Below are 26,279 nucleotides of genomic sequence, written 5' to 3'. Positions count from 1 at the left end.
AAAGTTGAACACAATCACATGCCAACCAATCCATCTCAATGCAGCCGAAACACCAAACAGCATTCAAAAAGGTACATGTTCCACATACCCAACCGGCACACACCAACCAACAAACCACCTAAAGGCTCATTGGCAGACAAACCAATCAACACACAACCATGCACACAAAAAATAAAAAGTACATTGGCACACTATTGAGTTCTCAAACATCATCCGCACACCTTAAGAAAATTAACTTCCCGTTAACCTCTCGTTGGCGGCCCGTACAAACTTACCCAACCAAATGAACCAAGTCAAATCATCGAACCAAGTCCGCACAAAATTCGCTTAAAAGTAACCAACCGGCTACCTCGCGGCGACCTGGATTAATGTAGTCCAACCCCACTAACAATGACAAATCCCCAGCACACAACGGAAAACGGTGTGCTGGGGACGTCGTTAAAAGAGCTCTTCTTCTTGAGTTCTTTCAATTGTGGCGCCGAGGCGCTGCAGGTTTTCTACAAAGTTGGGATATCCGCGGTCGATGTGGAAAACATCGTGGACCGTAGTGGTCTCATCCGCACACAGTGCAGAAAGTACAAGACCCGCACCCGCACGGATGTCAGAACTCCACACGTGAGTAGAAGAGAGTCGTTCTTTACCGCGGACTACTACATGGTGACCGTCAACCTGGGCGTCGGCACCCAAGCGCAGCATTTCATCTACAAAGCGGAAGCGAGATTCAAAGACATTCTCCGTAATGACGGTCGTTCCGTCCGCAATGGCAGAGATGCCAATAGCCATCGGCTGCAGGTCAGTGGGAAATCCCGGAAATGGCAGGGTCTGGTAGTCCACAGCCTGTGGTCGCTGATCCATGCGCACGCGAAAACCATAATCATAGGTCTCTAGTTCCGCGCCGGCGGACTTCAGCTTTTCGAGCGGCAAATGCAGGTGGCGCGGGGAAATTCCACCCACGGTGATATCGCCCTGGGTCATGGCAGCGGCGTACGCCCACGTGCCGGCCACAATTCGGTCACCAATAACCTCATGCTGGGTGGGCTGCAGCTTATCGACGCCGCGGATAGTCACCACCGAGCTTCCCTCGCCCTCGATATCGGCGCCCATGGACTTGAGCATGGTGCACAGGTCGACGATTTCCGGCTCGCGAGCTGCGTTATGGAGAACGGTTTCACCTTCGGCGAGGACCGCAGCGGTAAGAATATTTTCGGTTGCGCCTACGGACGGGAAGTCCAGGCGGATATTTGCACCTCGCAGGTGCGTAGCCTCTGCCACGACGGCACCGTGTTCAATACGGGTGGTGGCGCCGAGCTTTTCTAGGCCGGTTTGGTGCATATCGAGCGGGCGGGAACCAATCGCGTCACCACCAGGCAACGCTACCTTCGCGTGGCCACAGCGGGAGGTCAAAGGCCCGAGCACGCAAACGGATGCGCGGAATTGGCGGACCGCGTCAAAATCCGCGTTGGATTGCGGCTGTGCAGGGATCGTAATCCGGACTTCAGAGCCCTCGATGACTACCTCGCAGCCGAGCCCCTCGAGAACCTTCTTCATGAGGGGGACGTCCAGAATTTCTGGGCAGTTCGTCAGCGTCGTAGTGCCCTCCGCCAGCAAGGATGCGGCCATGAGCTTCAAGACGCTATTTTTCGCGCCATCTACTTTAACGGTGCCCTCTAGGCGGGCACCGCCGGAAACAATAAACTGATCTTTCACAACTGCCTACGCTACCGGTTCTTAAGGCAATGCGCCGATACGACGGGCGGCATTAACCGCCTCGTAGCGGGTGTGCGCACCGAGTTTGCGCATTACCGAGCGCAAATAAGACTTAACGGTTTCTGCGCCGATTCCCATTTCCTCAGCTGCTTCTACGTTGGTATGGCCTAGGGCCACACAAGAGAGAACGTCGAGTTCGCGGGCGGAGAGCTTGGTGGATTGCTTCACGCGCACCGGCGAGACCATCTGGTCACACAACGTCTCTAGCTCCTTGCGCAGTTCTTCGTCTTCTACGCGGTTGGCCAGCATACGCAGCTTGGAGTGAGTGGAACGGACCTGCTCCCACTCGGCACCGTTCATGACGTGGCCGCGGGCGGCTCCGCCCTTGGACCCATCGGCACGTCGCATGGCGGAATTAACGGCCAAGTCTTGCTCGAGGGTGCGCGCGGTCATCGTCACTTCTTCAATGACCTTGTCGCCCAAACGAACTGGGGAGTGAACACCGACGTAGAGGACGCCGCGAATTTCGCGCTGCACAGTAACGGGCACGGCCACAATGGAGTGCAGGCCCTCGTCCTGGATTACACGGTCGTTCTCGTGCGAGATGGTGGTGGCACGCGTGTAGTCGGATACACCTACCGCACGGCGAGTGCTGACCACTCGCCCACCTACACCGACGCCGGAGTCAATGATCAGATTCTGCAGCGCTGGGGTGCGTAGCCCCACCCACTGTGTAATCTGCAGGCGATTATCGGGCAGCAGCGTGGCGTACATCGTCACCGGAATACCTGTAGCGGTCTTCAGGGACGACAGGGCCGCGCGTACGGATTCTTCATCATCTTTGAGGCGATGCGACTCCATGAGACTCTTTCCTCGTCGGGGGTAACCAAGTAGGTGTACCCGTCCTCCCCCGGGAATTTGGGGATCAGCGGGCAACTGAGTGGAAGTATAGACAGCATGTGGGGGTAATTCGAAATCGCCCTCGGCTTATCCGGCGCTGCAATCCCACATGGAATGCCCGAATGCCCGGTCTAGAATTTATATACTGACTGGTCTACTTGTGTAGTGTACGCTTGCGTTGTACGCGATTTGAACCCAAATCTGATTCCCAAAGGAGTCCACAGAATGGCTGTCTACAACAACATTATGGAAACCATCGGCGGCACCCCGCTGGTCCGCCTGAACCGCCTCACCGAGGGCAAGGGCGCCACCGTGCTTGCCAAGGTTGAGTCCTTTAACCCGGCCAACTCCGTGAAGGACCGCATCGGCAAGGCCATCGTTGAGGCCGCTGAAAAGTCCGGCCAGCTCAAGCCAGGCGGCACCATCGTGGAGGCCACCTCCGGCAACACCGGCATCGCCCTAGCCCTGGCTGGCGCCACCTTGGGCTACAAGGTCATCCTGACCATGCCGGAGACCATGTCCAACGAGCGCAAGGTGCTGCTGCGTGCTTACGGCGCAGAAATCGTGCTAACCCCGGGTGCGGCGGGAATGCAGGGCGCCGTCGACAAGGCGAATGAAATTGTCGCCGAGACCGATAACGCCATCCTGGCTGCACAGTTCGCTAACGAGGCGAACCCGAAGATTCACGAGGAAACCACCGGCCCGGAGATTTGGGAAGACGCAGAGGGCAAGGTTGACGCCTTCGTTGCTGGCGTAGGCACCGGCGGCACCGTTACCGGTGTGGGCCGCTTCCTGAAGTCCAAGAACCCAGACCTGCACTTGGCTGCAGTAGAGCCGTCCGACTCCCCTGTTCTGTCTGAAGGCCACGCTGGCCCGCACAAGATTCAGGGCATCGGCGCTAACTTCGTTCCTGAGGTACTTGATCGCGAGCTTCTCGACGAAGTCTTTACGGCCACCACCGAGGAGTCCATCAAGGCATCCCGTGACCTGGCTACCCAGGAAGGCCTGCTGGTTGGTATCTCCGCCGGCGCTAACGTTTCCGCAGCCCTGAAGCTAGCGGAGCGCCCAGAGTTCGAGGGCAAGACTATCGTGGTTGTCCTGCCGGACTTCGGTGAGCGCTACGTCTCCACCATCCTCTTCGAGGACATCCGCGAAGCTTAAAAGACTTCGCTTGAATAAAAGCACCCGCTAACCTTGGCGGGTGCCTTTTTTATGCCAGTACTATGTGGGCATGAACATTATGAGCTACATCCGTGAAGACTTAGCGAATGCTAGAGATCACGATCCGGCCGCGCGTGGCGACGTCGAAAATGCAGTAGTGTACTCCGGTCTCCACGCGGTGTGGTCTCACCGCATTTCGCACTGGATGTGGAAGCGTGGACTGCGCGGACCCGCACGCATCTTGGCGCAGATTAACCGCTTCTTTACCGGCGTGGAGATCCACCCAGGCGCAACTATCGGCCGCCGCTTCTTTATTGACCACGGCATGGGCATCGTCATCGGTGAAACCGCAGAGATTGGCGATGGTGTCATGCTCTACCACGGTGTCACCCTCGGCGGCCAGGTCCTTACCCAAACCAAGCGCCACCCCACTGTCGAAGACAATGTGACCATCGGTGCGGGCGCCAAGGTGCTCGGTCCCATTACGATCGGTGAAGGATCGGCCATTGGCGCCAATGCCGTGGTGACGAAGGACGTTCCGGCCGAAAATATCGCGGTGGGCATTCCAGCCAAGAACCGTCCGCGCAACCCGAATGAGCGCATTAAACTGGTCGACCCTGACTACTACATCTAAATTCTCTCCCGGCGGCTCACAGGCTACTGTGGGCCGCTTTTTATATGCCTTCTGCGCGCAGCAGATCGCGGTATTCGGGGTTCTTATCTATAAAATGCGCCACGGCGGAGCAGGAAGCAATGACTTGCTTGCCGACGCCCCGGGCGTCGTCAAGCGCGGCCTTAATCAGCGGCGCTGACAATCCCTGGCCGCGGAAAGCATCCTTGATGACCGTGTGGTTGAACTCGCGCGTCGTGCCGACATCTACGTAGTGGCACGCGCCCGCCTCGACGCCGTCCACGGTAAGGACGTAGCGGGACCTATCTGGCTGGTGTGCAATAGCATGTTCCATGTGCCCATACTAAGCAAAAATGGCCCCTCTTACGAGGAGCCATTATTGTGGCCAGAGCCAGGATCGAACTGGCGACCCCACACTTTTCAGGCGTGTGCTCTACCGACTGAGCTATCTGGCCAGAAACCCGAAGGTTTCCGCGACCCTGACGGGACTTGAACCCGCGACCTCCGCCGTGACAGGGCGGCGCGCTAACCAACTGCGCCACAGGGCCATTTTTAATTATGCGTGCCCTCTTGGGCACGGATAGTTACTTTACAGAAGACTCCCAATACTCACCAAATCAGCACGTCAGAAAGCTATTTAGAGGCCTGCAGCGGATCTTTTCCGCCCAAGTTCATCTCAAAGCGCTCATAGTCTTCCATTGCAGCAAAGTGCCGCGAGTAAAGGTCACAATCTCGATCCACATGGCCGTAGAGAGCGGGTGCGACGTCGACAATGTGGCGCAGCCACAGGCCCTCATATTCTTGCTCATGGGCCCGTGCCTCGACCTTCCGGTGCGCCTCCTCATCCGAGCCTGCATAGACGAGAAAGAAGTCCTCTCGGAAGAAGTTAGAATGCTCCGAGCTTTCGGAGGCAAGTTCAAAGACAGCGATTCCGACGTATGGCTCCATAATGCCAGCCTAACAAAACAAAAAGCAGCAACCGCTGAAGCGATTGCTGCTGATTCTGCGACCTTGACGGGACTTGAACCCGCGACCTCCGCCGTGACAGGGCGGCGCGCTAACCAACTGCGCCACAAGGCCAATCGAATATCCAATTCGAGCCAACACTTTCGTGTTGGTACCCCCAACGGGATTCGAACCCGTGCCGCTGCCGTGAAAGGGCAGTGTCCTAGGCCGCTAGACGATGGGGGCCCGTCGCGCTAAGGCGACCTCTAGAAATATACTGGAGACCTCACCTAGTTACAAAATCGATCCCCCAGAAAGATTAGGAACCATGTCTGACCAGCATCAAACGTGCTCCTGCCACGAGCCGCACGTACACGGATATAACGCGGATTCTAAGAGCAAGGATCGCTACCTTGCCCGACTCAAGCGCATTGAGGGGCAGGCACGCGGCATCCACCGCATGGTCGAGGAAGACCAATACTGCATCGACATCATTACCCAGATTTCGGCGGTGAAGTCGGCGCTGGAGAATGTCTCACTGGCGCTCCTAGAAGACCATATTGAGCACTGTGTGGCTGGTGCCGCCGCCGAGGACGGTGAGGTAGCCACCGAGAAGCTAGAAGAGGCCATGCGCGCCATTAAGAAGATGGTGAAAAACTAAAAGGAGCCACCCAAAAAGGTGGCTCCAGTTGTGGGCCCTGTGGGGATCGAACCCACGACCTGCGGATTAAAAGTCCGTAGCTCTACCAACTGAGCTAAAGGCCCAACGTCGCTACATTTTAGCGTGCGGTATTTGCAAAGTCCTAATTAGGGGGGCGCCGGCAAGCGAAAGGCGCCCAGCTCGCCGCTGAGCGCCTGCCGGGGCGTGGCTACATTAGCTGCGCATATCGCCCTTCTCCATGAAGCGGACCTGGAAGTCAAAGGCGGTCTTCAGGTCGTGCGGGGTGTGCTGGAACTTGTTTTCCTTGGCACGGTTGAAGTATTCCTCGAGCAACGGACGGTAATCCGGATGTGCCACGGAGATAACCTTCTCCACTCGTTCCTTCGGCGCCAGGCCGCGCAGGTCGGCTACGCCGTACTCGGTAATGATGACCATGGTGTCGTGCTCGGTGTGGTCCGTGTGGGACACGAACGGAACCAGCGCGGAAATTGCGCCATCCTTAGCCACAGACGGGGAAACGAAGGTGGAGATATAAGCGTTGCGGGTGAAGTCACCCGAGCCGCCGGTGCCATTCATAATGCGGGAGCCGGACACGTTGGTGGAGTTGATATTGCCGTAGATATCGGCCTCAATCATGCCGTTGGAGGAAATCAGGCCGACGCGGCGGATGACCTCTGGGTGGTTGGAAACCTGCTGCGGACGGAGGATGATGTGCTTGCGGTAACGCTCTGCGTCCTCATTCATCTTCTCTGCGTAGTCCGGGGACAACGCGAAAGAGGTGGCGGAAGCCATGGTCATCTTGCCCGCATCAATGAGATCGAGCATGCCGTCCTGAATGACCTCGGTATAGGCCTGAATATTCTCAAACTTGGAATCCAGCAGGCCGGCCATCACGGCGTTGGGGACGTTGCCCACGCCGGACTGCATGATGAACTTGTCATACTCAAGGCGACCAGCGGCGACCTCTCCTTCGAGAAACTCGATGAAGTTGGCGGCGATCTTCTCGGAAATCTCATCCGGTTCCTTGAACGGCGCGTTGCGGTCCGGGGCATCGGTCTTAACCACTGCGACAACCTTGTCCTCCGGCACCTCCATGTAGGTGGTACCGATGCGGTCGCCCGGCTTAGTGATAGGGATTGGCTGGCGGTTAGGCAGCTTTTCAATGCGGTAGATATCGTGCATGCCCTCGAGGTTGATGGACTGCCACTCATTGATCTCGATGATGATCTTATCGGCAGCCTCGATGAACTCGAGGTTATTGCCCACTGCGGAGGACGGCACAACGTGGCCTTCTTCGGTAATGCGCACGGCCTCAATAATGGCTACCTGGAAGTCACCGTAGAAGCCCTCTTCTACCTGCTGGCCCGAGTGAGACAGGTGGATATCCTGGTAAAGCGCGGTGCCATCATTGAACTGCTTACGCAGGGTGGGATCGGAGTTATAAGGAGAGCGGAAGCGAATCGCCTCAGCTTCCGCCAGAACGCCGTCGCAGTCCGGGGCGGTGGAAGCGCCGGAGAAGACGTCGATCTTAAATTCCTCGCCCTTTTCATGTAGAGCCTTGGCCTTCTCTGCAATAGCGGTGGGCAGACCCTTGGGGTAGCCAGCACCGGTGAAGCCGGAAATGCCCACGCGGTCACCGTGGTTGACGTGCTGAGCAGCCTCTTCTGCGGAAACTACGAGCTTCTCGAATGGGGCATACGCAATTCTTTCGGACAAGGGTAATCCTCCTTCATTAAGGGGCCAGCCAAAATAACGGCCGTCCTAAATAGTTACACAGCCCACATTAGCGAATCTTTGCAAGATTTCCACCACTCTTGTGTGACCCCTACCCCATAAAGCAGAAATAGGGGACGGCGCCACTGTGGGCCCGGTTGCTATTTTCCCCCGTTAACTAGCACAATTGGGGCGTGAATTTGCGCATTGGACACTACGATCTCTCCTCCCCCGTCATCCTCGCCCCGATGGCGGGGGTAACCAACGTTGCCTTCCGCACGTTGTGCCGCGAGCAAGAGCTGGAGCGCACCGGCACGGTGTCGGGCCTCTACGTTTGCGAAATGGTCACAGCCCGCGCCTTGGTTGAGCGCAATGAAAAGACGCTGCACATGACCACCTTTGCGCCGCAGGAGGATCCCCGTTCCCTGCAGATCTATACGGTGGATCCGGAATATACCTATAAAGCCGCGAAGATGATCGTCGATGAAAACCTGGCGGACCACATCGATATGAACTTTGGCTGCCCAGTTCCCAAGGTGACCCGCCGCGGCGGCGGTTCCGCGCTGCCTTATAAGCGACGCCTCTTTGGCAATATCGTCTCCGCCGCGGTCAAGGCCACCGAGGGAACCAATATCCCGGTCACGGTGAAGATGCGCGTGGGCATTGACGACGAGCACCATACGCATCTCGACGCCGGGCGTATCGCCGTCGAGTCCGGTGCCGCCGCCGTTACCCTGCACGGCCGCACCGCTGCTCAGCGCTACTCCGGCGAAGCACGATGGGACGAAATCGCGCGCCTCAAAGAGCATCTGGCAGATACTGGCGTGCCGGTGCTGGGCAATGGCGATATCTTCCGTGCCGAGGATGCCCGCCGCATGATGGAACAAACCGGCTGCGACGGCGTGCAGGTAGGCCGCGGCTGCCTCGGCCGCCCGTGGCTTTTTGCCGAGCTCGGCGCCGCACTGCGCGGCGAGTCAATTCCGGCAGAGCCCACCCTGGGCGAGGTAACCCAGGTAATCCTTCGCCACGCAGAGCTACTGGCGGAGCACGATGGCGAGGACAATGCTTCCCGCGATATCCGCAAGCACATCGGTTGGTACCTGCGTGGTTTCCCGGTTGGTGGCCAGGTTCGCGCGGGCTTAGCCAAGGTCAATTCCCTCGCTGCCTTGCGTGAGATCCTTGCACCTTGGGCGGATTCCGACGCCCTGGCTGCCGACGCCGACGGAGCCCGCGGCCGCCAGGGCTCACCATCCAAGGTGGCTTTGCCGGATGGCTGGCTCGACGATCCAGAAGACGACTGCGTTCCGGTTGCCGCTGACATTATGAACTCCGGCGGATAACCTAACAAAGGTATAAGAGCAGCTAGGGCCCCACAGGAAACTTGCATTTATACTGCATTTAAGTTGCGCAAGGGCCGAAATTTTTCGCTATTATCTTTGGCATGCGTGCCGCTTACAGGGAACACCTAGACAATTTCTCCCACGACCTCATCGTGATGTGCGATACCGTTCGCGACATCATGGATAAGGCCTCCTTGGCGCTCCTGCAAGGCGCCTTGGACTCCGCGGAAGATGCCCTCACCATGACTGAGGAGCTAGATGAGATTCGTGCTAGGTGCTCTGAGCGTGCCGTAAAACTCTTGGCCCTGGAAAACCCCATGGCACAGGACCTCCGTCAGGTGGTCTCCTCGATTTATATCGTGGAGGATCTCTACCGGATGGGCCGGCTTTCCCAGCACATCGCGGCCTCCGCGCGCCGCCGCCACCCTGTCGCCGTGGTACCGGCGAATTACATCGGCTACTTCGAGGAGATGTACCGTCTCACTGAAGAAATGGGGTCGGTCCTGCACGATATCCTCGTCACCCCTGATGCGGATTTGTCCGTCAACCTCCGTGCCGACGATGATGCAGTAGATGATATCAACTCCCATATGCTGCGCATCCTGACTCAGCGCGAGTGGGAAGGCAGCGTGCGCGAAGCCGTTGAGACCTCACAAATTACGCGTTACTACGAGCGCTATGCGGACCACTGCGTTTCCGTGGCCGGCCACATCATCTATCTGACCACGGGTCTTTTGCCCAATGACTATGCCAAGAAGCTAGAGGAGGACAAAAAGGACGCCGAATTTGAAGCACGGATGGCAGATCTCGAGCGTCAGTTTCGCCGTTAGACGAATCTAAGCACCAAAGAAGGGGGCCGGTTCTTTCGAACCGGCCCCCTTTCTCTCGGACAATCTCTCTACTCTTTAGCCAAAGCGGCCAGAAATGTAATCCTCGGTCTCCTTCTGAGAAGGATTCTCGAAGATCTTGGTGGTGTCGTCGAACTCCACCAGGTGGCCTGGCTTACCGGTTGCTTCTAGGGAGAAGAAGCCGGTCTTATCGGAAACGCGGGCTGCCTGCTGCATGTTGTGGGTCACGATGACGATGGTGAAGTTTTCCTTCAGCTCGTGGATAAGGTCCTCCACGGCGAGGGTGGAAATCGGGTCCAGCGCGGAGCAAGGCTCGTCCATGAGTAGCACCTCTGGCTCCACGGCGATAGCGCGGGCGATGCACAGACGCTGCTGCTGACCACCGGAGAGGCCGCCGCCTGGCTTATCCAAGCGATCCTTAACCTCGTCCCACAAGTTGGCGCCGCGCAGGGACTTCTCCGCGACTTCCTTGAGCTTCTTCTTGTTCTTTTCACCGGACAGCTTCAGGCCTGCCACGACGTTGTCCTCGATGGACATCGTGGGGAACGGGTTAGCCTTCTGGAAGACCATGCCGATGGTGTTGCGTACGGATACCGGGTCGACCTTCGGTCCGTAAATATTGGTGCCATCGAGCAGGATTTCGCCCTTCACGGAGGCGCCGGGGATGACCTCGTGCATGCGGTTGATGGTGCGCAGCACGGTGGACTTACCACAGCCGGAAGGGCCGATGAATGCGGTCACGGCCTGGGCCGGAATCTGCATATTCACGTTCTGCACGGCGTGGAAGTCGCCGTAAAAAATGTTCACGTCATTGAGCGCGAGCTTAGACATTTGGGAGTTTCTCCTCTAGCAAGTGTATGGCGGAATCGAGTGGTACGGCGTTTACTTCTTAACCGAGAACTTCGCGGAAACGATGCGGGCCGCAATGTTGAGGACGGCGATGAGGATAACCAGCGTCAACGCTGCTCCCCAGAGCTTGTCCAGTACGGCGGGCTGTGCCCCGGCCTTGTACATATCCAGCATCATCAGCGGGAGTGAGGACTGAGAGCCCTTGAAGGCGTCCCAGTTGATGACGGAGGAGGAACCAACCAAGACCAACACCGGCGAGGACTCACCCATCACGCGGGCAATCGCCAGCATGATGCCGGTGACGATGCCGGACAGGGCGGTAGGCAGAACGATACGGGCGATGGTCTTCCACTTCGGAACGCCGAGTGCGTAGGATGCCTCACGCAGGTCCATTGGGACCACGCGTAGCATCTCTTCGGTATTGCGCACCACAATCGGAATCATCAGCAGCACCAGGGACAGCGCCACGGCGAAGCCGGAGCGGCCGAAGCCGAACAGGGTGATCCACATGGCGAAGATGAACAGAGCCGCAACGATGGAAGGCACACCGGACAGGATGTCCACCATGAAGGTGGTGATGCGGCCGAGCCAGCCGCCCTTGGAGTACTCCACCAAGTAGATGGCGGTAAAGATACCGATCGGGATAGAGATAATGGAGGCCAGAATGGTCTGGACGAAGGTACCAACGATAGCGTGAGCGGCACCGCCGCCGGCAGAGCTATTCATGATGCCGCGCTGGGAGGTGGTCCACCACTCAGGGTTGAGGATGACGCCACTGCCACGGGCGATGAGTTCCCACAGAACCCACACCAGCGGAACCATGGCCAGAATCATTGCGCCCCAGACCACCGCGGTGGCGATGTTGTTGGTCATCTTGCGGGAGCCGGAGATGTCCAGGAAGGTCGCGCCGCCTTGGGAGGCAGGCTTGGCATTAGTAGTCGTAGTCATTGATCCTCCCCTCCTTACTTATTCTTCACGATGGCGCGGGCAATTGCGTTGACCACGAAGGTCAGCAAGAACAGCATGAGGCCGGCGGCGATGTAGGCACCAGCGCGCATCTCGTTACCGAACTCGGCAGATGCCAGGGCGATGGCCGTGGCGAAGGTCGTGCCGCCGTCGAAAAGCGAGAAGCGGAAGTCAATCAGCGGGGAGACAACCATGTACAGCGCCATGGTCTCACCCAACGCACGGCCCAGGCCGAGCATGGAGCCGGCGATGTAGCCGGACATGCCGAATGGCAGAACGGTCATGCGGATAACTTCCCAGCGGGTAGCACCCAGAGCCAGGGCGGATTCCACCTGGCCCGGAGGGGTCTGCACGAAGACCTCGCGTGCGGTAGCGGCGATGATCGGCAGAATCATCACGGCAAGCACGATGCCACCGGTAAACAGGTTGCGGCCAGTTGCGAAAGACGGCGAGTTGTCGAAGACGTGGAACAGGAAGAAGCCACCCGCCCAGGATTCCATCCAGGAGTAGAAGCCGGATAGGGCCGGGCCGAGAACCTGCCAGCCCCACAGACCATAAACAATGGAAGGAACCGCAGCGAGCATGTCCACGAGGAAGCCGAGCGGCTTAACCAAGCGGGCAGGCGCGTAGTTGGACAGGAAGATGGCGATGGCCAAGGCCACCGGCATGGCCAGCAGAAGGGCGAAGACCGAAATGAGAACGGTGGTTCCGAACATGGTCGGAATACCGAACTTCATCGCGGAGGTATCGGAGGTCTCCCAGCGGCCACCGTAGGTGAAAAAGCCCATGATGCCGCCGTCGTTGACGGCCAATGCGGGCACCGCTCGCCAGAGCAGGAAGGCGGCAATGGCGGCAATCATGACGGTGATAAGTGTTGCCGAAGCAGTGGAAAAGAACTCAAAGACACGGTCGCCTGGGCGCTTTACGCCGCTATTGGAGCTGGTGGTAGCTACCTCGTCGTGTCCGCTGTTGGAGACTCGCTCGGCAGAGGTGGTGTTTGCATCCGTCTGCTCTGGAGCCGTGGTGAGATTATTGTCTGCCATGAGACTGTTAATCCTTTTCAGCGTTAAAAATGGAAAATATCGTTACATACCTGCGCCCCCAAAGCGCGAATTGTGTGCGGCAGTGGGGGCGGGGAGGTATTAAGCTTTTGCAGCTTTAGCGCTTACTGCAGAGCGTCAACAGCAGCCTTCAGCTTGTCCAGGTGTGCGCCTTCGACCGGAATGAAGCCCTGCTCAGCCAGCTGGTCATCCTGGTGATCCAGGACGGTGGTGAAGAAGGACTTGACCAGCTTGGAGGTCTCCTCATCGTAGCCCTTGGAGCAGACGATGTTGTAGGTGGTCAGGATGAGCGGGTATGCACCCTCATTGTCGGAGGAGAACAGTGCCTCGGAGTCAACAACCATGTTGTGCTCGGAGTCGGTCTCCTTGAACTCCAGGTTCTCCAGAGCCTTGTTGACGGACTCGGTGGACAGCTCAACTGGGCCGTGGCCGAAATCGATCTTGGCCTTCTTGACGCCCTCGCCCTCCTTCTGGTCTGCGAAGCCGGACTCAACGTAGGTGATAGCACCGTCGATGCTTGCAACCTGGTCAGCAACGCCGGAGGAGCCGTTAGCACCCTCACCAACAGCGTCTGGGAACTGCTTGCCCTCGGAGTCCCAGTCACCGGTAGCGGCCTTCAGGAACTTCTGGAAGTTTGCGGAGGTACCGGACTCGTCGGAACGGAAGATGACGGTGATGTCCTTGTCCGGCAGGTCGGTGCCCTCGTTGTCAGCAGCGATGGCCTTGTCGTTCCACTTCTTGATTTCGCCCTTGAAGATCTTGCCCAGGGTCTCAGTGGAGAGGTTGATTTCGGTGTCACCCAGGTTGTAGGCGATTGCAACCGGACCGATGGTGGTTGGCAGGTGCCATGCCTCGTTGCCATCGCAACGCTCAGCGGCAGCCTCAACCTCGCCCTCGTCATCCTTCAGAGCGGAGTCAGAACCAGCGAAGTCAGCCTGGCCGTTGGTGAAGGCCTCAACGCCGGCGCCGGAACCGGAAGCGTTGTAGGACAGGGAAGCGTCTGGGTGATCCTCGGAGAACGCGGTCTGGAAGTAGGACATTGCGTTCTGCTGGGAGGATGCGCCGTCACCGACGAGCTCGCCGGAGACGTCCTCGCCGCCAGCGGAATCAGAGGAGGAGCCAGACTCCTCAGAGCAAGCTACGAGAGCGGTGGAGGTTGCGGCTACGATGCCGAAGATTGCGGCGGTGCGCTTGAAGTTGCGAATCACGGGAAAACCCTTTCCGGTGCAGATCAGAGATTGATTGTCCGAGGAAACCGCATCTCTTAGAGAGATATCCTGCATCCCGCTCCGCCTTCTGGGGCGAGATGCAGGCGCACAGGTGCGGTTAACTCACAGGGTGTAAAGCTATCCGCAGGATCTGACCAAAAGGGTGCCAAGAGGTAAACACTGGGTGAACAAACGTCGTGCACCCCATGACGTTAGTCACACACGCCCCATACGACGTGTTCTTCATCAACCTCAAAGCCTAGGCGCTCGTACGCCTTCAGCGCCGGACCATTATCTGCTTCTACATAAAGAATTACCCGCTGAGCTCCCTTTTCCACCATGCGGCGCAGGCCGATTTGCAGCAGCGGACCGCCCAACTTCTTGCCGCGGTAATCTTCCGCTAAGCCCACCACGTAGACCTCACCGAAGCCCGGAGTTTCCTCCGCATGCCACTTGGTCCAGTGGAAGCCGGCCAGTGCCGGCTCATCTGCCGTGTCCCACAGGAAAAGCAGGTCTGCGGGGTCGAACCAGTCCGCCTCCATGCCGCGGTGCAGGCGATCGATATCCCAGCCACCTTGTTCGGGATGCCAAGAAAAGGCCTCGTTATTGACTTTGAGCCACTGCTTTTCCACAAAGTCCTTGCCCCACTTATCCACCGCCTCGGTATAATTCAGGGCGGTCAGTGGCACGCCTTCGGGGCGGGCGGCCACTGCGAGCTCTTCTCCCCCGATACCCATGACCACCAGCTTGCGGGTGACCTGCAGGTCGCGGGAGTGCGCCAGCGCCTGTGCCGCCGGTAGGTTCCCGTGGGCCCAGGCGTGGAGGTTGGGGGTCTTAGCGGCGGCGTCGTAAAGCGCGGCACCAAAGCCCTGCCCGCGGAAGTCGGGGGCAATGAATAGCTCGGCGGTGGACCCGTCCAGACCGGCTACGCCGCACGGCTCCTCCCCTACCCAGGCCACCAGGTGGCGGTGCTCCAAGCGGGAATCGCTAAGACCGTTGAGAAATTGCTCCGACAGCGGCGCCATTCCATCCTGGCGTTCGACCTGCTCAGCCAACGCCCCTACGCGGCGAGCCAGCTCCGGTGCGTCCGGTAGGTTTTCTTCCGTAATCTTAAAGGCATTGCTAGTCATAGGCCCCAGAATACGTAGGGTAAGAATGAAAGGGTGAGTGTTCTTAAGATTGACCGGCGCATCGTGCACGTCCTCCTCGTGGTGTGCGTGCTCATTGCAGCCTGGGTGGCGGATGCCTGCGTGGCTATGCACACGGAACACAAGGTGGCGCAAGCCGTGAAAGCCAATTCGCGGCTGGATAATACGCCGGATGTTTTCATCGGCGGCACCCCCTACCTGTGGGCGGCGGCTTCGAAGGAAATCCCTTATCTCGAGGTCAAGGCGCTGGATGTGGAGGTGCCCAAGCTGGGCATGGTCAATGCTTCGACCGTGCTGCGCGATATCACCGTCACCCCCGAGCAGGTAATGAATGGAGATATTGAGGGCGCGCCCGTCTCCACCTACTCGCGCGGCATTTCCTTGGATGGTGTGGCGCTGGGCCGCCTATTGGGGATTACCGATCTCTCCATCGCCAACCCGGACGATATCTCCCCCTCCGGAGGCACCTCTGCAGAAGCAGAGCTAACGGGCACCCTGCCTGGCGACGCCCACAAGTCCACCGCCAAGGTCACCCTCCGCCTGGTTGGGCCGGAGTTTCGTATGCAGGTCTATGACACGGACGATGAGCGCCTGCAAAAGGCCTTTTCCCTCAACTTCGATACCCGCCAGCTGCCGCTTCCGGCCCAAGCGACCGCGGTAAAAATGCAGGGAGGAACCATTACCTTCGAGGTACAGCGCCGCAATATTAAGGTGCAGCTGGCCCAGCTCTCCCCGCTGGAGATTGACGGCTCGGAGCAAAAGGCCGTGGAAGAGGCGGAAAAGAAGGCCGCCGATACCAAGCACCGTGTCGGCCCCGCGCCGCGGACTAGCGCAGGCGAATAAAGTCCCGGAGAACTTCCTTCATCGTGCGCTGATGGACCTCCCGCCTATCCTGCGGGGCGAATACCTCGATGGCATCCTTCACGGAGGCCAAGGTAACTGCATCAAAGCGCCCCTCCGATTCTCCATCAGCTTGGAAGCGCTGCGGTTCGCGGCAGACTAGCTCAACCCGCATGGCGTCGTCGAAGGCCACCGTCTTTTCTTTGGTGAGCCTATTGAGCCATCCGCGCTTATCGGCACCGAAGAGGTGCAGCAGGCCAACGACGCCGCCGAGCCCGCTAAACTCCTCCAGCCCAAAGAGAGCAAGGCCCTCATCAAAGGAATTGCGCGGGTTAGTCACTACCGGCAGCGGGCCCAGGAATGTCCACGGGTTGGTATTCGAGGTAAACAGCAGTGGCACATCGTCCTTGCGCAGCTGCTCGCCGCTGCTGGACTCGGCCGTCACCGCAATATGCGGTGGGTTCTTCCGCGCCCGGCTCCAGGCCCGAATGGCGACGTTGAGGTAACGCAGCGGAGTGGCCGAAAATCCCTGCTCGCGAGCGCGATCCACGCGCGCCAAGACATCCGCGTCCAAACCGAAGCCGGCGTTGACGGCAAACCACCGCTCGTTCCACGTTCCTAGGTAGATGGTGCGGCGCAGATCCCGGTCGAGCATGCGAGCCAACACATGAGTGGCCTCCACCGGGGTGCTGGGAAAGCCTAGGGCACGCACAAAGACATTCGCGGAGCCGGTAGGAATGACAGCCAGCGCCGGGATGGACTGAGGATCGGGGCGCTGCCCATCGGCCGGGCCGAGTAGCCCGTTGACCACCTCGTTGACGGTTCCGTCTCCGCCCACAGCAATGATGACGTCATAGTCATCCCTGGTCATTCCTTTGACCATCTCTTCGGCGTGGCCAGGGTAATGCGTAAATTGCACCTTGAGGTGTAGCCCCTCTACCGCTTGTAGGCAGGGAACGATTTGGCGGAAGAGGGCATTGGTTTGTGAGGTCGAGTTTGGATTCGAGATCATCAATGCATGCACGAGGTCCAAGTCTAGTAGTTAAATAGGCGGGTGCACGACTAGGCTGGACGGCCATGAGCGAAAATAATAATGAAACCACCCCTGAAAACATCGAAACTACCGCGGCTTCTCACCCGGAAAACGATCCTGGAAAGCTCAATGGCAACGATGCCGTGAACCAGGCTGCCGAGCAGTGGAAAGACGCCGCTAGCCGCAATATCCCCGCTCTCGAGCTGGGCGATACCCCAGTACCGGACGATACCGCGAACCTGCGCCAGGGCCCGTCGCTGCACGACGGCCTGCTGGGGCTACTCCCCCTTGTTGGTGTCTGGCAGGGCGAGGGCCAGGCCCACGATACGAAGGGCCAGGAGTACACCTTTGGCCAGCAGCTGGTCATCGCCCACGATGGCGAAAACTACCTGACCTTTAGCTCCCGTACCTGGAAGATCGATACCGAAGGCAAGCCGGAAGGCCCGTCTGTGCGCGAGACCGGCTTCTGGCGTATCTCGGAAAAGGATGAAATCGAGGTCACCTACACCTCTTCTACCGGCATCGTGGAAATCTTCTACGGCGAACCCTTCAATGACCGCGCATGGCAGCTGGAATCCGCCTCCACCATGGTCACGGAAACCGGCCCGAAGAACCTAGGCCCAGGCAAGCGCATGTACGGCCTGATGCCCAATAACAACCTAGGCTGGGTAGACGAGCGCATGGTGGATGGCGAAATGCGCCCCTACATGTCTGCGGAGCTCACCCGCATCGCTGGCTAGGACCCTAGCGCGGCATCAATAAGGTCTCGGATGACGTCCACGTTATCCGGGGCCTTTAATTTTTTGTCATTCAACCGGGTGACACGCGCCGCAACGCGCACGGAGGACACTAGCCACACCGAATCTGCCTTTTCTAAGTACTCCACGGTCAGCGGCTTGGCCTTGCAGCGATAGCCTTTCTCTTTCGCATGCGCGAAGAGCGCCGCTTGCGTGGTGCCGGGCAGGATGCCGCGGCCGGCCGCAGTGCGCAGTTTCTCGCCTTTGACGGCCACCACGGTTGAGGTCGCCCCCTCGAGAATTTCTCCGGTGTCCGGGTCGGTGAGGATGAGATCCTCAAAGCCCTTCTCCCGCGCCATGCGCAGCATCGCCATGGTGGCCGCGTAATTGAGCGTCTTGGCGGGCAATTCTTCCGCCACGTGCCACAGGCGGGGGCTTGTCATGACGGCGACGCCGTGGGCGCGCTGCTCTAGCACCTTGTCCTCAATCTGCTGCACAACAACCCACGCGCTCGGCCGCCCCGTGGAGGCGCGCCCGCGGGTATAGGTCCACGTGCATTTAGCATCGCCTTGCTCGTCCCCGCAGAAGTCCGCGATGGCGAGCCGGGTGGCTTCTTCCCACTTGTCCATGGGCGGCTCCGGCAGGTTCATCGTGCGGGCTGAATCGCAGAAGCGCTGCGCGTGGCGCTGCAGGTTAGCGGCTTTGCCTCCGCGCACGAGCAGGGATTCAAAGATGCCATCGCCGCGGGTGACCGCGGCATCGTCCGCGTAGACGAGAGGCAGCGCGGGCATGTGCCTGCGTACCGACCCTCCAAAGGGCTCCACAACGTAGATGACCGGCTCTTTTCGCGGCGAAAACTTCATACTTTTGATTATGCCCTACCATCGGTAGTTGTGAGTTATTCTTCGCCTCTTCTGCAGCGCGCCGGTGCCGCGGAGCACCAGGACGCGACCGTACTCGATGCCCAGGGCGTGGCCTGGCACTATGGCAATCCGCTGGGCGAGCAACGGGCCGCCGATGGCGGCACCATCGTCATTGACCGCTCCCAGCGCCGCGTCATTCGCGTGAGCGGCAAGGACGCCGCCGAGTTTCTGAATAATCTGCTTTCACAGAAGCTTGACGACGCCCCCGTGGGTTTCACCGCCGGCGCCCTCGACCTGGACATCCAAGGCCACATCCTCCACCACATGGATATCGTGCGGACCGACGATGCCTTTCTTATTGACGTCCCCGGGGCGCAATTCGACTCCCTCTTTAAGTTCCTCACCATGATGGTCTTTTGGTCCGAGGTCACCGTAGAGGAAGCCGATATCGCCATCCTTACCCTCCTGGGTGAGGTCGATGTTTCGCTTCCGCCCATGGTGGAGTTTTCCCGCCAGGTTCCGTGGCCAGGAATTAAGCGCGTTGACCTTGGCATTCCCCGCGAATCATTGGTCGAGGCAACGAAACACCTGGAGGAATCCGGTGCACGGCTAGCGGGGCTCATGGCGTTTACCGCCGAGCGCGTGCGTGCCCGCGAGCCGGAGCTGGCAGCGGATCTGGATAATAAGTCCATCCCCCACGAGGTGCCGCAGTGGATCAGCCGCAGCGCCGCTAATCCGGCCCACGTCCACCTCAATAAGGGTTGTTACCGCGGCCAGGAAACGGTGGCGCGCGTAGAAAATCTGGGCCGCTCCCCTCGCCTATTGGTGCAGCTGCACCTCGACGGCTCCGCGCCACAACGGCCAAATGTGGGCGATAACATTACTTTCAATGGACGTAAGGTAGGCCGCATCGGCACGATTGTGGATGACTGCGATTTCGGCCCCATCGCCTTGGGGCTGGTCAAACGCTCTGCGCTGGACGCCGGCACTCTAGAGGTGGGCGATACCGCAGCGTCGATCGATCCCTCCTCCATCCCCGAGGATGAGGGCCCCAAGGCTGGGCGCGAAGCGGTAAACCGGCTGCGCGGGCGCTAAATCTCCCACTAGAGAGGGGGCGGTGCGGAATTTTTTCGTCACACAAGCTATTGTGTCTTACAGGAAGATACTAAATAGACAAGTCGATGGGGCGCCCAAGAATCCCTGGCGCGCCCTACTAACCCAAGGGGGTCATGCACATGGGACGCGGACGCGCCAAGGCAAAGCAGACCAAAGTTGCACGCCGGCTCAAGTACAACTCACCCGAAATGGATATCGAGTCCCTACAACGGGAACTCGCCGCACAGCAAGAGGGTGACTCCCACGATTACGAAGAGGATGACCCATACGCCGACTACGTCGACGAATGGGATGATGCCGACCGCGACGAACGCTAATCTTCCGCTCGCCGCCGGATAGCTCAAGGGCCCTAGGAAATCTCCTAGGGCCCTTCCTCATACCCTCCCCTGGCAGGGGCAGGGCCCTGCTAGAAGTTTGGGTGCTCGCCGTGCATGACCACGCGCGGTTCCTCGCCGGAAGCGTTGCGGACGGTGCCCAGCTCCCACGCATCGATATGGCGTGCGGTAAGCATTGCCAGGGCACGGTCACGGTCTTCGGGATTGACTACGGCAATCATGCCGACGCCCATGTTGAAGGTCTTCTCCATTTCCGCCAGATCCACCTTGCCCACCGAGGAGATGAGCTTGAAGACCTGGCCTGGGGTCCAGGTGGCGCGGTTGATATCGGCTGCGAGACCCTCTGGAATGACGCGTTCGAGGTTGCCTGCCAGTCCACCACCGGTGACGTGGCAGAAGGTGGATACGGAGCATTCGCTGGCCAAAGCCAGGCAGTCCTTAGCGTAAATGCGGGTGGGCTCCAGCAGCTCCTCGCCGAGGGGACGACCGAGCTCTTCCACGTGGCCGTCGAGAGGCATGCCAGCCTGCTCCAGCAGGACGTGGCGGGCCAGGGAGTAACCATTGGAGTGTAGGCCGGAAGAGCCCATGGCGATGAGCACGTCACCATCACGGACCTTGTCTGGGCCAAGTACGCCATCGGCCTCAACGACGCCTACCGCGGTGGCAGAGACATCATATTCATTTTCTTCCATCATGCCGGGGTGCTCGGCGGTCTCACCACCCAGCAGCGCAGCACCGGCCTGCACACAGCCCTCGGCGATGCCCTTGACTACCTCGGCCACCTTTTCCGGCACGACCTTGCCCACGGCAATGTAGTCCTGCAGGAAGAGTGGCTCCGCGCCGCAGACAACGAGATCGTCCACACACATCGCAACGAGGTCGATGCCGATGGTGTCGTGCTTGTCCATGGCCTGGGCCACGGCCAGCTTGGTGCCGACGCCGTCGGAACCGGCGGCGAGGATGGGCTCCTTGTAATCGCCGAGCTTGAACAGGCCAGCAAAGCCGCCAAGACCGCCCAGAACCTCAGGGCGGGTGGCACGCTTAGCGTGCGGGGCGAAAAGTTCTACGGCGCGGTCACCCTCTTCGATGCTGACGCCGGCTGCTGCGTAAGTATTGTCACTCATGGTTTCAGGTGTCCTTTGTTATTCGGTGCCGAGCAGGGTGCGCACGGCTTCTGCATTGGAGTTTCCGGCTGGCAGGCCAAGTGGGTACTCACCCGAGAAGCAGGCGGTACACAGCTCGGAACGCGGCTGTTCGGTGGCGGCCACCATCTCCTCAATGGAGACAAAGCCCAAGGAATCGGCGCCGATGGTGTCACAGATAGTGGCGCAGACGGTTTCTGGATCATCGGAGGGGCTGGCGTTGGCGATCAGCTCGCCTGGGGAGGCGAAGTCGATGCCATAGAAACATGGCCACTTCACTGGCGGGGAGGCGATGCGCACGTGCACCTCGGCCGCGCCGGCCTCGCGCAGCATGCGGATGAGTGCGCGCTGGGTATTGCCGCGGACGATGGAATCATCCACCACGACGAGCTTCTTTCCGTTGATGACTTCGCGCAGCGGGTTGAGCTTCAAGCGGATGCCCAGCTGGCGCAGGGTCTGGGTGGGCTGGATGAAGGTGCGGCCCACATAAGCGTTTTTGACCAAGCCGTGGGCGAAGGTGATGTCGGATTCGCGGGCATAGCCCACGGCGGCTGGGTTGCCGGATTCGGGAACCGGGATGACCAGGTCCGCGCCCTCGGCCGGGTATTCGCGGGCCAAGCGGCGGCCAATGTCCACACGGGAGGCGTTGACGGAACGGCCCTTGATATCGCTATCCGGGCGGGCCAAGTAGACGTATTCGAAGACACAGCCGTGGCGCTTGGCCGGCGCGAAGTTCACGGAACGGATGCCGGCCTCATCGATGGCGACGAGCTCGCCGGGCTCAATCTCGCGGATGAACTGAGCGCCGCAGATATCGAGCGCACAGGTCTCGGAGGCCACCACCCAGCCCTTGGCCAAGCGGCCGAGGACCAGCGGGCGCACGCCGTGCGGGTCGCGCGCGGCGTACATGGTGTGACCATCGGTAAAGGTCAGGCAAAACGCGCCCTTCACGCGCGGGAGCAGGTCTCGGGCGGAGTCGAAGACGGAGGTGTCTTCATCTACGCCGTCGGCAAGCAGCATGGACAGGCACATGGAATCGGACACTGATTCCTCGTTGGGCTTAATCAAGCCGCGCTGCACAGCCTCCTCGCGCAGTTCCAAGTAGTTGACTAGGTTGCCGTTGTGCCCAAGGGCGATGTCTACCCCGGTGGAGGAGGTAGAAAACATCGGCTGGACATTGGACCATTCCTTGCCGCCGGCGGTGGAATAGCGCGTGTGGCCCACCGCTACGTTTCCTTGGAGGGCAGACAGGGTGGACTCATCAAAGATATTGGCCACGAGGCCCATGTCCTTGAAGACGACGATGCGGTCATCATCGCCCACCGCAATGCCGGCAGCCTCCTGGCCACGGTGCTGCAGGGCGAAGAGACCAAAGTAGGTCAGCTTGGAGACTTCCTCCCCGGGAGCCCACACGCCATAGACGCCGCACTCTTCGCGGGGCTCCTGCTCATTATGATCGTCAAGATTGGTGATACTAGGAGTATGTACTTCTACCACGGCGTTTATATTAGCCTGTCGCGCCGCCGGAAACTAACGGAATAAGCGGCAACCACTGCGCAATTTCGCCCGCGCGGGAGCCGGAAGCATCGACGCGACCAGTGCTTACGACCTCTTCCCAGTCCGCCAATCCGGTGGCGAGGCGCAGCCAGGTTTCCGGGTCGGTCTCCACCACATTGGGTGGGGTGCCGCGGGTATGGCGGGGCCCTTCAATGCATTGCACCGCAACAAATGGGGGTACGCGCAGCTCCACGGAATGACCCGGCGCGTCGGCCTCGAGGGTGCGGGCGGTGCGACGTACGGCGTCGGCAAGCAGGGCCCTACCAGGCTTATCGTGCTCCGCCGGGGCGGCAATCCAGTCTTTGATGGCCATGACGGCCGCGCGGGTGGCTGCGGGATCGACGGGCTTTTTCATAGCTACATCATAGCTACTGTTATCTTGTTGTTTATGTCACCTACGCCTTCCGTTGCGGAAAATCAGAAATCGCCGGCGCTGACGCTGCGCTTTATGGCATCGCCAACCGACGTCACCATGGCCGGCGCCCCCGGCATCAGCGGCGGACGCGTCTTGGAATGGATTGATAAGGCCGCCTATGCCTGCGCCGTGCAGTGGTCCGGCCAATACTGCGTGACCGCATACGTGGGCCATATCCACTTCACCCGGCCGATCCCTTCCGGGCACATCGTGGAGGTCCGCTCGCGCATCGCTATGACCGGGCGTTCCTCCATGCACATCGTCAACGAGGTGCTCTCTGCCGACCCGCGCGAAGGAATTTTTACCCGCGCCTGCGATTGCCTGGTCATCTTCGTAGCCAAGGACCCCGCCACCGGCAAGTCCACCCCGGTGCCGCCCTTCGTCCCGGAGACCGATGAGCAGTGCCGCGTGGAGGAGGCCGCCAAGTCCCGCATCGAACTGCGCCAGGCAATCGAGACGGAGATGGAAAAGCAAACCTACAACGGGCCTTCCGACGCCCCGCGCATGGTCAACCGCTTCCTCGCCAAGCCCACCGACGTCAACTGGGGCGGCAAGGTCCACGGCGGCACGGCCATGCAGTGGATCGATGAGGCCGGCGCAGCTTGCACTATGGAGTGGTCCGCGGAGCGCACCGTTGCGGTGTACGCAGGCGGCATCCGCTTCTACCGCCCGATTTCCATCGGTGACCTCATCGAGGTCGACGCCCGCATGATGCGCACCGATACCCGCTCGATGCAGATGTCTATCCACGTCCGCTCCGGCAACCCCCGCGGCGGCCGCGAGCACCTGCAAACCGCCATCCATGCCACCGTGGCCTATATCGCCCTCGATCACGATGGCCAGCCGCAGGTGGCCCGCCCCTTCAATCCGCATACCGAGGAAGACAAGCGCCTGGCCGAGCACGCGACCCTCCTGCGAGAGCTGCGTGCGAAGTACTCGCCAAAGCCTTTGGTGGTGGCGCCGTCGAACCAACACATCGACTAGCCGCTCTCCCCTCGTTTCGGTGTTAGCAAGTCCATAGTGGCAGCGGACGCCCCGCGCTTCTGCTTTAGATGGACGTATACGCGGCCGACGATTCCCGCCGCCCGCTTTCGCCTCCCACACACAGAAACGAGGGAATATGCACACCTCAACAATGCGTCGCTCGGCCCGTGCCGGCCTTGCCTTAGTAACTTCCGCATTCCTCTTGGCGTCCTGCCAGAATCCGGATAACCGCCCAGAAGAGGAGACTTCGGCCGCGGCACCCGAGTCTTCCGCGCCGCACAGCGCCACCAGTTCCGCGCCAGCAGCCTCAGAGGAAACCACCGAAACCGCCACAACGGAAAGCGAGGGCCCACGCGCCACCGCCGAGGGCCACGTGGTGGTCCTTTCTACCGGGGGCACTATCGCCAGCACGCACGATAAGAAAGGTGCGGTGGTTCCCACCGTTACCGGCTCCAAGCTGGTGGAGCCCCTTTCCGGCACCTTTGACAAGGACAAGCTCACGTTAGAGGTCAAAGACATTGCCAAGCTGGATTCTTCCGCGATGACCTTGGACGATACTGATACCATCATCGAGGCCGTAAATAAGGAGCTACAGCGCGATGATGTCGATGGCGTAGTGGTCACCCACGGCACCGATTCCATGGAAGAGACTGCCATCGCCGTCGATACCTTCCAGGACAGCGATAAGCCGGTAGCCCTTACCGGAGCGATGCGCCCCTTTGATGACCCGGATCCGGATGGTCCGGACAACTTGGCGCTCGCGGTCAAAACCGTCACCGATCCCGCCAATAAGGGCCGCGGTACCTTCATCGCCTTCGCGGATCACGTCATCCCGGCCCGCGGCGCTTTTAAGTCCGATACGGCCAAGGCCGATGGCTTTGCCAATAACAATGGCAAGAAGCAGCCTCAGCGCCCGAAGGCCTTAAAGCATCAGCCACTGGGCAATACCCGCGTCGATATCATCGCCGCCTACCCCGGCGCGCCGGCCGATCTTATCCAGCGCTCCTTGGACAGCGGCGCCGAAGGCATCGTGATTGAGGGAATGGGCGCCGGCAATATCGGCGACGAGCTAGCCCAAGCCGCTAAGGCCGCGGCCAAGAAGGTTCCGGTTGTGCTCACCACCCGCGTGGATCACGGCCCGGTGGAGGGCATCTACGGCGGGGCCGGTGGCGGTGCCACGCTTGCCGACGCCGGCGTTATCTCCTCTGGCACCCTGCGCGCTCCCCAAGCACGTATGCTGCTAGCTGCTGCGATCAGCACCGACACCGATCCCGCGAAGCTCTTCCCCGACGCCGACTAAGCAGCCCCCTGAACCACGACCATCCACACCGCTACGAGGTGCACCACCGCCGCCGCAATCGTCGCGGTGTGGAAGTGCTCGTGGTAGCCGTAGTAGCGTGCGTTGCGCCCTGGCCACTTAAAGCCATAGACCAGCGCGCCTAGCGAGTACACCACGCCGCCGGCAAAGAGCAGCCAGACCACAGCGGCCCCCGCCTGCGTCCACAACGTGGGCAGCAGCGGCAGCACTAGCCACCCCAGTGCTAGGTAGACCACCACGTCTAACCAACGCGGGTGGCTAATCCACACCAGGTTCAAAATCGCGCCGAGAATCGCTCCTGCCCAGGCAACGCCTAGCATCCATGCCGCCTGCACCGGCGATAACACGATGAGACACAGCGGCGTGTAGGTCGCGGCGATAAATACCGAGATGGTCGCGTGGTCCGCCCGCCGCCACCATTGCACGGCACGCGCACTCGCCCACGGGTAGCGGTGGTAGAGCGCCGAGACGCCAAAGAGACCGACCAGCCCCACTCCGTAAACAGTTACGCCAAGCCCCTGCCACCACTGCAGCGTCATCCACGCATAGGTAATGAGCACGGTGGAGGCAATCACCGACAATAACGCCGCTATTGCATGCCCCCAGCCACGGCTCAGCGGCCTCGGGCCACGATCCGCCATCCAGTAAGTGCGCTGGACAAGGCCCGGCCCCGGCGCACTATCCGCATGCATCTGTGCCACGAGGTACTTCCCTTCTGCTAGCCGCAACCAACCCCAACAAGAAACTTACGATACCGTAAGTCTACGGACGTAGCCGGAGGGCTTCAAGGACCTCGTTACG

Annotated in this window: 27 protein-coding genes and 5 tRNA genes; 11 read left to right on the top strand and 21 right to left on the bottom strand. The window is 60.0% G+C overall.

Annotated elements, in window-relative coordinates:
- Window positions 1-438: 438 nt before the first annotated feature.
- Both murA and ramA read right to left on the bottom strand, forming a co-directional pair.
- Window positions 439-1,707 (bottom strand): UDP-N-acetylglucosamine 1-carboxyvinyltransferase, encoded by a 1,269-nt coding sequence (gene murA / locus RAE04_RS07515; protein WP_317026939.1) that lies wholly within the window; start codon window positions 1,705-1,707, stop codon window positions 439-441.
- 21 nt (window positions 1,708-1,728) lie between these two features.
- Complete coding sequence (ramA, locus tag RAE04_RS07510; RefSeq protein ID WP_005325834.1) at window positions 1,729-2,568, bottom strand: acetate metabolism transcriptional regulator RamA; 840 nt, start codon at window positions 2,566-2,568, stop codon at window positions 1,729-1,731.
- Between the two features lie 264 nt (window positions 2,569-2,832).
- Between ramA and cysK the strand changes: the two genes are divergently transcribed.
- Both cysK and epsC read left to right on the top strand, forming a co-directional pair.
- Complete coding sequence (gene cysK / locus RAE04_RS07505; protein WP_239193344.1) at window positions 2,833-3,768, top strand: cysteine synthase A; 936 nt, start codon at window positions 2,833-2,835, stop codon at window positions 3,766-3,768.
- Window positions 3,769-3,838: 70 nt separating this feature from the next.
- Window positions 3,839-4,402, top strand: coding sequence for a serine O-acetyltransferase EpsC (gene epsC, locus RAE04_RS07500; protein WP_049377291.1), 564 nt, complete (start codon window positions 3,839-3,841; stop codon window positions 4,400-4,402).
- 40 nt (window positions 4,403-4,442) lie between these two features.
- On the opposite strand, the gene RAE04_RS07495 is transcribed toward epsC, so the two are convergent.
- The 6 genes from RAE04_RS07495 to RAE04_RS07470 form a co-directional block, all read right to left on the bottom strand.
- A complete protein-coding gene (locus tag RAE04_RS07495; RefSeq protein ID WP_317026938.1) occupies window positions 4,443-4,733 on the bottom strand; it encodes a GNAT family N-acetyltransferase in 291 nt (96 codons plus the stop codon).
- 48 nt (window positions 4,734-4,781) lie between these two features.
- A tRNA-Phe gene (locus RAE04_RS07490) sits at window positions 4,782-4,854 on the bottom strand.
- Window positions 4,855-4,873: 19 nt separating this feature from the next.
- Window positions 4,874-4,947 (bottom strand) — tRNA-Asp (locus RAE04_RS07485).
- An 85-nt stretch (window positions 4,948-5,032) separates the two neighbouring features.
- Window positions 5,033-5,347 (bottom strand): DUF4288 domain-containing protein, encoded by a 315-nt coding sequence (locus RAE04_RS07480; protein ID WP_225746466.1) that lies wholly within the window; start codon window positions 5,345-5,347, stop codon window positions 5,033-5,035.
- 58 nt (window positions 5,348-5,405) lie between these two features.
- A tRNA-Asp gene (locus tag RAE04_RS07475) sits at window positions 5,406-5,479 on the bottom strand.
- Between the two features lie 35 nt (window positions 5,480-5,514).
- Window positions 5,515-5,590 (bottom strand) — tRNA-Glu (locus tag RAE04_RS07470).
- Window positions 5,591-5,672: 82 nt separating this feature from the next.
- Here RAE04_RS07470 and RAE04_RS07465 point away from each other — a divergent pair.
- A complete protein-coding gene (locus tag RAE04_RS07465) occupies window positions 5,673-6,005 on the top strand; it encodes a metal-sensitive transcriptional regulator (RefSeq protein WP_005325826.1) in 333 nt (110 codons plus the stop codon).
- A 31-nt stretch (window positions 6,006-6,036) separates the two neighbouring features.
- Here RAE04_RS07465 and RAE04_RS07460 read toward each other — a convergent pair.
- Window positions 6,037-6,109: transfer RNA gene (locus RAE04_RS07460), tRNA-Lys, on the bottom strand.
- Window positions 6,110-6,218: 109 nt separating this feature from the next.
- Window positions 6,219-7,721, bottom strand: a complete 1,503-nt coding sequence (locus RAE04_RS07455; protein WP_317026937.1) for an acetyl-CoA hydrolase/transferase family protein — start codon at window positions 7,719-7,721, stop codon at window positions 6,219-6,221.
- Between the two features lie 191 nt (window positions 7,722-7,912).
- Between RAE04_RS07455 and dusB the strand changes: the two genes are divergently transcribed.
- Together dusB and phoU are read left to right on the top strand one after the other, a co-directional pair.
- Window positions 7,913-9,058: a tRNA dihydrouridine synthase DusB gene (gene dusB, locus RAE04_RS07450; protein ID WP_317026936.1), complete on the top strand. Its 1,146-nt coding sequence runs from the start codon at window positions 7,913-7,915 to the stop codon at window positions 9,056-9,058.
- A 101-nt stretch (window positions 9,059-9,159) separates the two neighbouring features.
- Window positions 9,160-9,888 (top strand): phosphate signaling complex protein PhoU, encoded by a 729-nt coding sequence (gene phoU / locus RAE04_RS07445; RefSeq protein WP_239273289.1) that lies wholly within the window; start codon window positions 9,160-9,162, stop codon window positions 9,886-9,888.
- Window positions 9,889-9,963: 75 nt separating this feature from the next.
- On the opposite strand, the gene pstB is transcribed toward phoU, so the two are convergent.
- The 5 genes from pstB to mshD form a co-directional block, all read right to left on the bottom strand.
- Window positions 9,964-10,737 carry a phosphate ABC transporter ATP-binding protein PstB gene (gene pstB, locus RAE04_RS07440; protein ID WP_023019857.1) on the bottom strand — a complete coding sequence of 258 codons (774 nt, stop codon included), beginning with the start codon at window positions 10,735-10,737 and terminating at the stop codon, window positions 9,964-9,966.
- A gap of 51 nt (window positions 10,738-10,788) precedes the next feature.
- A complete protein-coding gene (gene pstA, locus RAE04_RS07435) occupies window positions 10,789-11,703 on the bottom strand; it encodes a phosphate ABC transporter permease PstA (RefSeq protein WP_317026935.1) in 915 nt (304 codons plus the stop codon).
- Window positions 11,704-11,717: 14 nt separating this feature from the next.
- A complete protein-coding gene (gene pstC / locus RAE04_RS07430; protein ID WP_317026934.1) occupies window positions 11,718-12,764 on the bottom strand; it encodes a phosphate ABC transporter permease subunit PstC in 1,047 nt (348 codons plus the stop codon).
- 122 nt (window positions 12,765-12,886) lie between these two features.
- Window positions 12,887-13,990, bottom strand: a complete 1,104-nt coding sequence (gene pstS, locus RAE04_RS07425) for a phosphate ABC transporter substrate-binding protein PstS (protein ID WP_317026933.1) — start codon at window positions 13,988-13,990, stop codon at window positions 12,887-12,889.
- A gap of 212 nt (window positions 13,991-14,202) precedes the next feature.
- Window positions 14,203-15,120: a mycothiol synthase gene (mshD, locus tag RAE04_RS07420; protein WP_317026932.1), complete on the bottom strand. Its 918-nt coding sequence runs from the start codon at window positions 15,118-15,120 to the stop codon at window positions 14,203-14,205.
- Window positions 15,121-15,153: 33 nt separating this feature from the next.
- On the opposite strand from mshD, the gene RAE04_RS07415 reads away from it, so the two are divergent.
- A complete protein-coding gene (locus RAE04_RS07415) occupies window positions 15,154-15,981 on the top strand; it encodes a DUF2993 domain-containing protein (protein ID WP_284787398.1) in 828 nt (275 codons plus the stop codon).
- Here the strand turns inward: RAE04_RS07415 and RAE04_RS07410 are convergent.
- Window positions 15,965-16,990, bottom strand: a complete 1,026-nt coding sequence (locus tag RAE04_RS07410; RefSeq protein ID WP_284787420.1) for a diacylglycerol/lipid kinase family protein — start codon at window positions 16,988-16,990, stop codon at window positions 15,965-15,967. The genes RAE04_RS07415 and RAE04_RS07410 overlap by 17 nt on opposite strands.
- Window positions 16,991-17,055: 65 nt before the next feature.
- Here RAE04_RS07410 and RAE04_RS07405 point away from each other — a divergent pair, with 65 nt between their 5' ends.
- Complete coding sequence (locus RAE04_RS07405) at window positions 17,056-17,751, top strand: FABP family protein (RefSeq protein ID WP_005325810.1); 696 nt, start codon at window positions 17,056-17,058, stop codon at window positions 17,749-17,751.
- Here the strand turns inward: RAE04_RS07405 and RAE04_RS07400 are convergent.
- A complete protein-coding gene (locus RAE04_RS07400) occupies window positions 17,748-18,611 on the bottom strand; it encodes an aminodeoxychorismate lyase (protein ID WP_317026931.1) in 864 nt (287 codons plus the stop codon). The genes RAE04_RS07405 and RAE04_RS07400 overlap by 4 nt on opposite strands.
- Window positions 18,612-18,641: 30 nt before the next feature.
- Between RAE04_RS07400 and RAE04_RS07395 the strand changes: the two genes are divergently transcribed.
- Together RAE04_RS07395 and RAE04_RS07390 are read left to right on the top strand one after the other, a co-directional pair.
- The gene (locus tag RAE04_RS07395; RefSeq protein WP_317026930.1) at window positions 18,642-19,706 is read left to right on the top strand and encodes a folate-binding protein; all 1,065 of its coding nucleotides are present in this window, start codon (window positions 18,642-18,644) and stop codon (window positions 19,704-19,706) included.
- A 140-nt stretch (window positions 19,707-19,846) separates the two neighbouring features.
- Window positions 19,847-20,044, top strand: coding sequence for a DUF3073 domain-containing protein (locus RAE04_RS07390; RefSeq protein WP_239273297.1), 198 nt, complete (start codon window positions 19,847-19,849; stop codon window positions 20,042-20,044).
- An 89-nt stretch (window positions 20,045-20,133) separates the two neighbouring features.
- Here the strand turns inward: RAE04_RS07390 and purM are convergent, their stop codons facing one another.
- The 3 genes from purM to RAE04_RS07375 are packed head-to-tail and all read right to left on the bottom strand — an operon-like array spanning window position 20,134 to window position 23,116.
- Window positions 20,134-21,186, bottom strand: coding sequence for a phosphoribosylformylglycinamidine cyclo-ligase (gene purM, locus RAE04_RS07385; RefSeq protein WP_317026929.1), 1,053 nt, complete (start codon window positions 21,184-21,186; stop codon window positions 20,134-20,136).
- An 18-nt stretch (window positions 21,187-21,204) separates the two neighbouring features.
- Window positions 21,205-22,701: an amidophosphoribosyltransferase gene (gene purF, locus RAE04_RS07380; protein WP_317026928.1), complete on the bottom strand. Its 1,497-nt coding sequence runs from the start codon at window positions 22,699-22,701 to the stop codon at window positions 21,205-21,207.
- 10 nt (window positions 22,702-22,711) lie between these two features.
- Window positions 22,712-23,116: a sterol carrier family protein gene (locus tag RAE04_RS07375; protein WP_317026927.1), complete on the bottom strand. Its 405-nt coding sequence runs from the start codon at window positions 23,114-23,116 to the stop codon at window positions 22,712-22,714.
- A gap of 33 nt (window positions 23,117-23,149) precedes the next feature.
- Between RAE04_RS07375 and RAE04_RS07370 the strand changes: the two genes are divergently transcribed.
- Together RAE04_RS07370 and RAE04_RS07365 are read left to right on the top strand one after the other, a co-directional pair.
- Window positions 23,150-24,160 carry an acyl-CoA thioesterase gene (locus RAE04_RS07370; protein ID WP_317026926.1) on the top strand — a complete coding sequence of 337 codons (1,011 nt, stop codon included), beginning with the start codon at window positions 23,150-23,152 and terminating at the stop codon, window positions 24,158-24,160.
- A gap of 136 nt (window positions 24,161-24,296) precedes the next feature.
- Complete coding sequence (locus RAE04_RS07365; RefSeq protein WP_317026925.1) at window positions 24,297-25,460, top strand: asparaginase; 1,164 nt, start codon at window positions 24,297-24,299, stop codon at window positions 25,458-25,460.
- Here RAE04_RS07365 and trhA read toward each other — a convergent pair.
- On the bottom strand, window positions 25,457-26,170 hold the full coding sequence (trhA, locus tag RAE04_RS07360) for a PAQR family membrane homeostasis protein TrhA (protein WP_317026940.1): 714 nt from the start codon (window positions 26,168-26,170) through the stop codon (window positions 25,457-25,459). The two genes, RAE04_RS07365 and trhA, sit on opposite strands and share 4 nt — an antisense overlap.
- Window positions 26,171-26,279: the final 109 nt, after the last annotated feature.

Origin of the sequence: Corynebacterium sp. CTNIH16, from assembly GCF_032821655.1 — a bacterium.
Taxonomy (GTDB): domain Bacteria; phylum Actinomycetota; class Actinomycetes; order Mycobacteriales; family Mycobacteriaceae; genus Corynebacterium; species Corynebacterium marquesiae.
The sequence above is the reverse complement of the archived record's forward strand: the minus strand, read 5'-3'. Positions and strand labels throughout refer to the sequence as shown.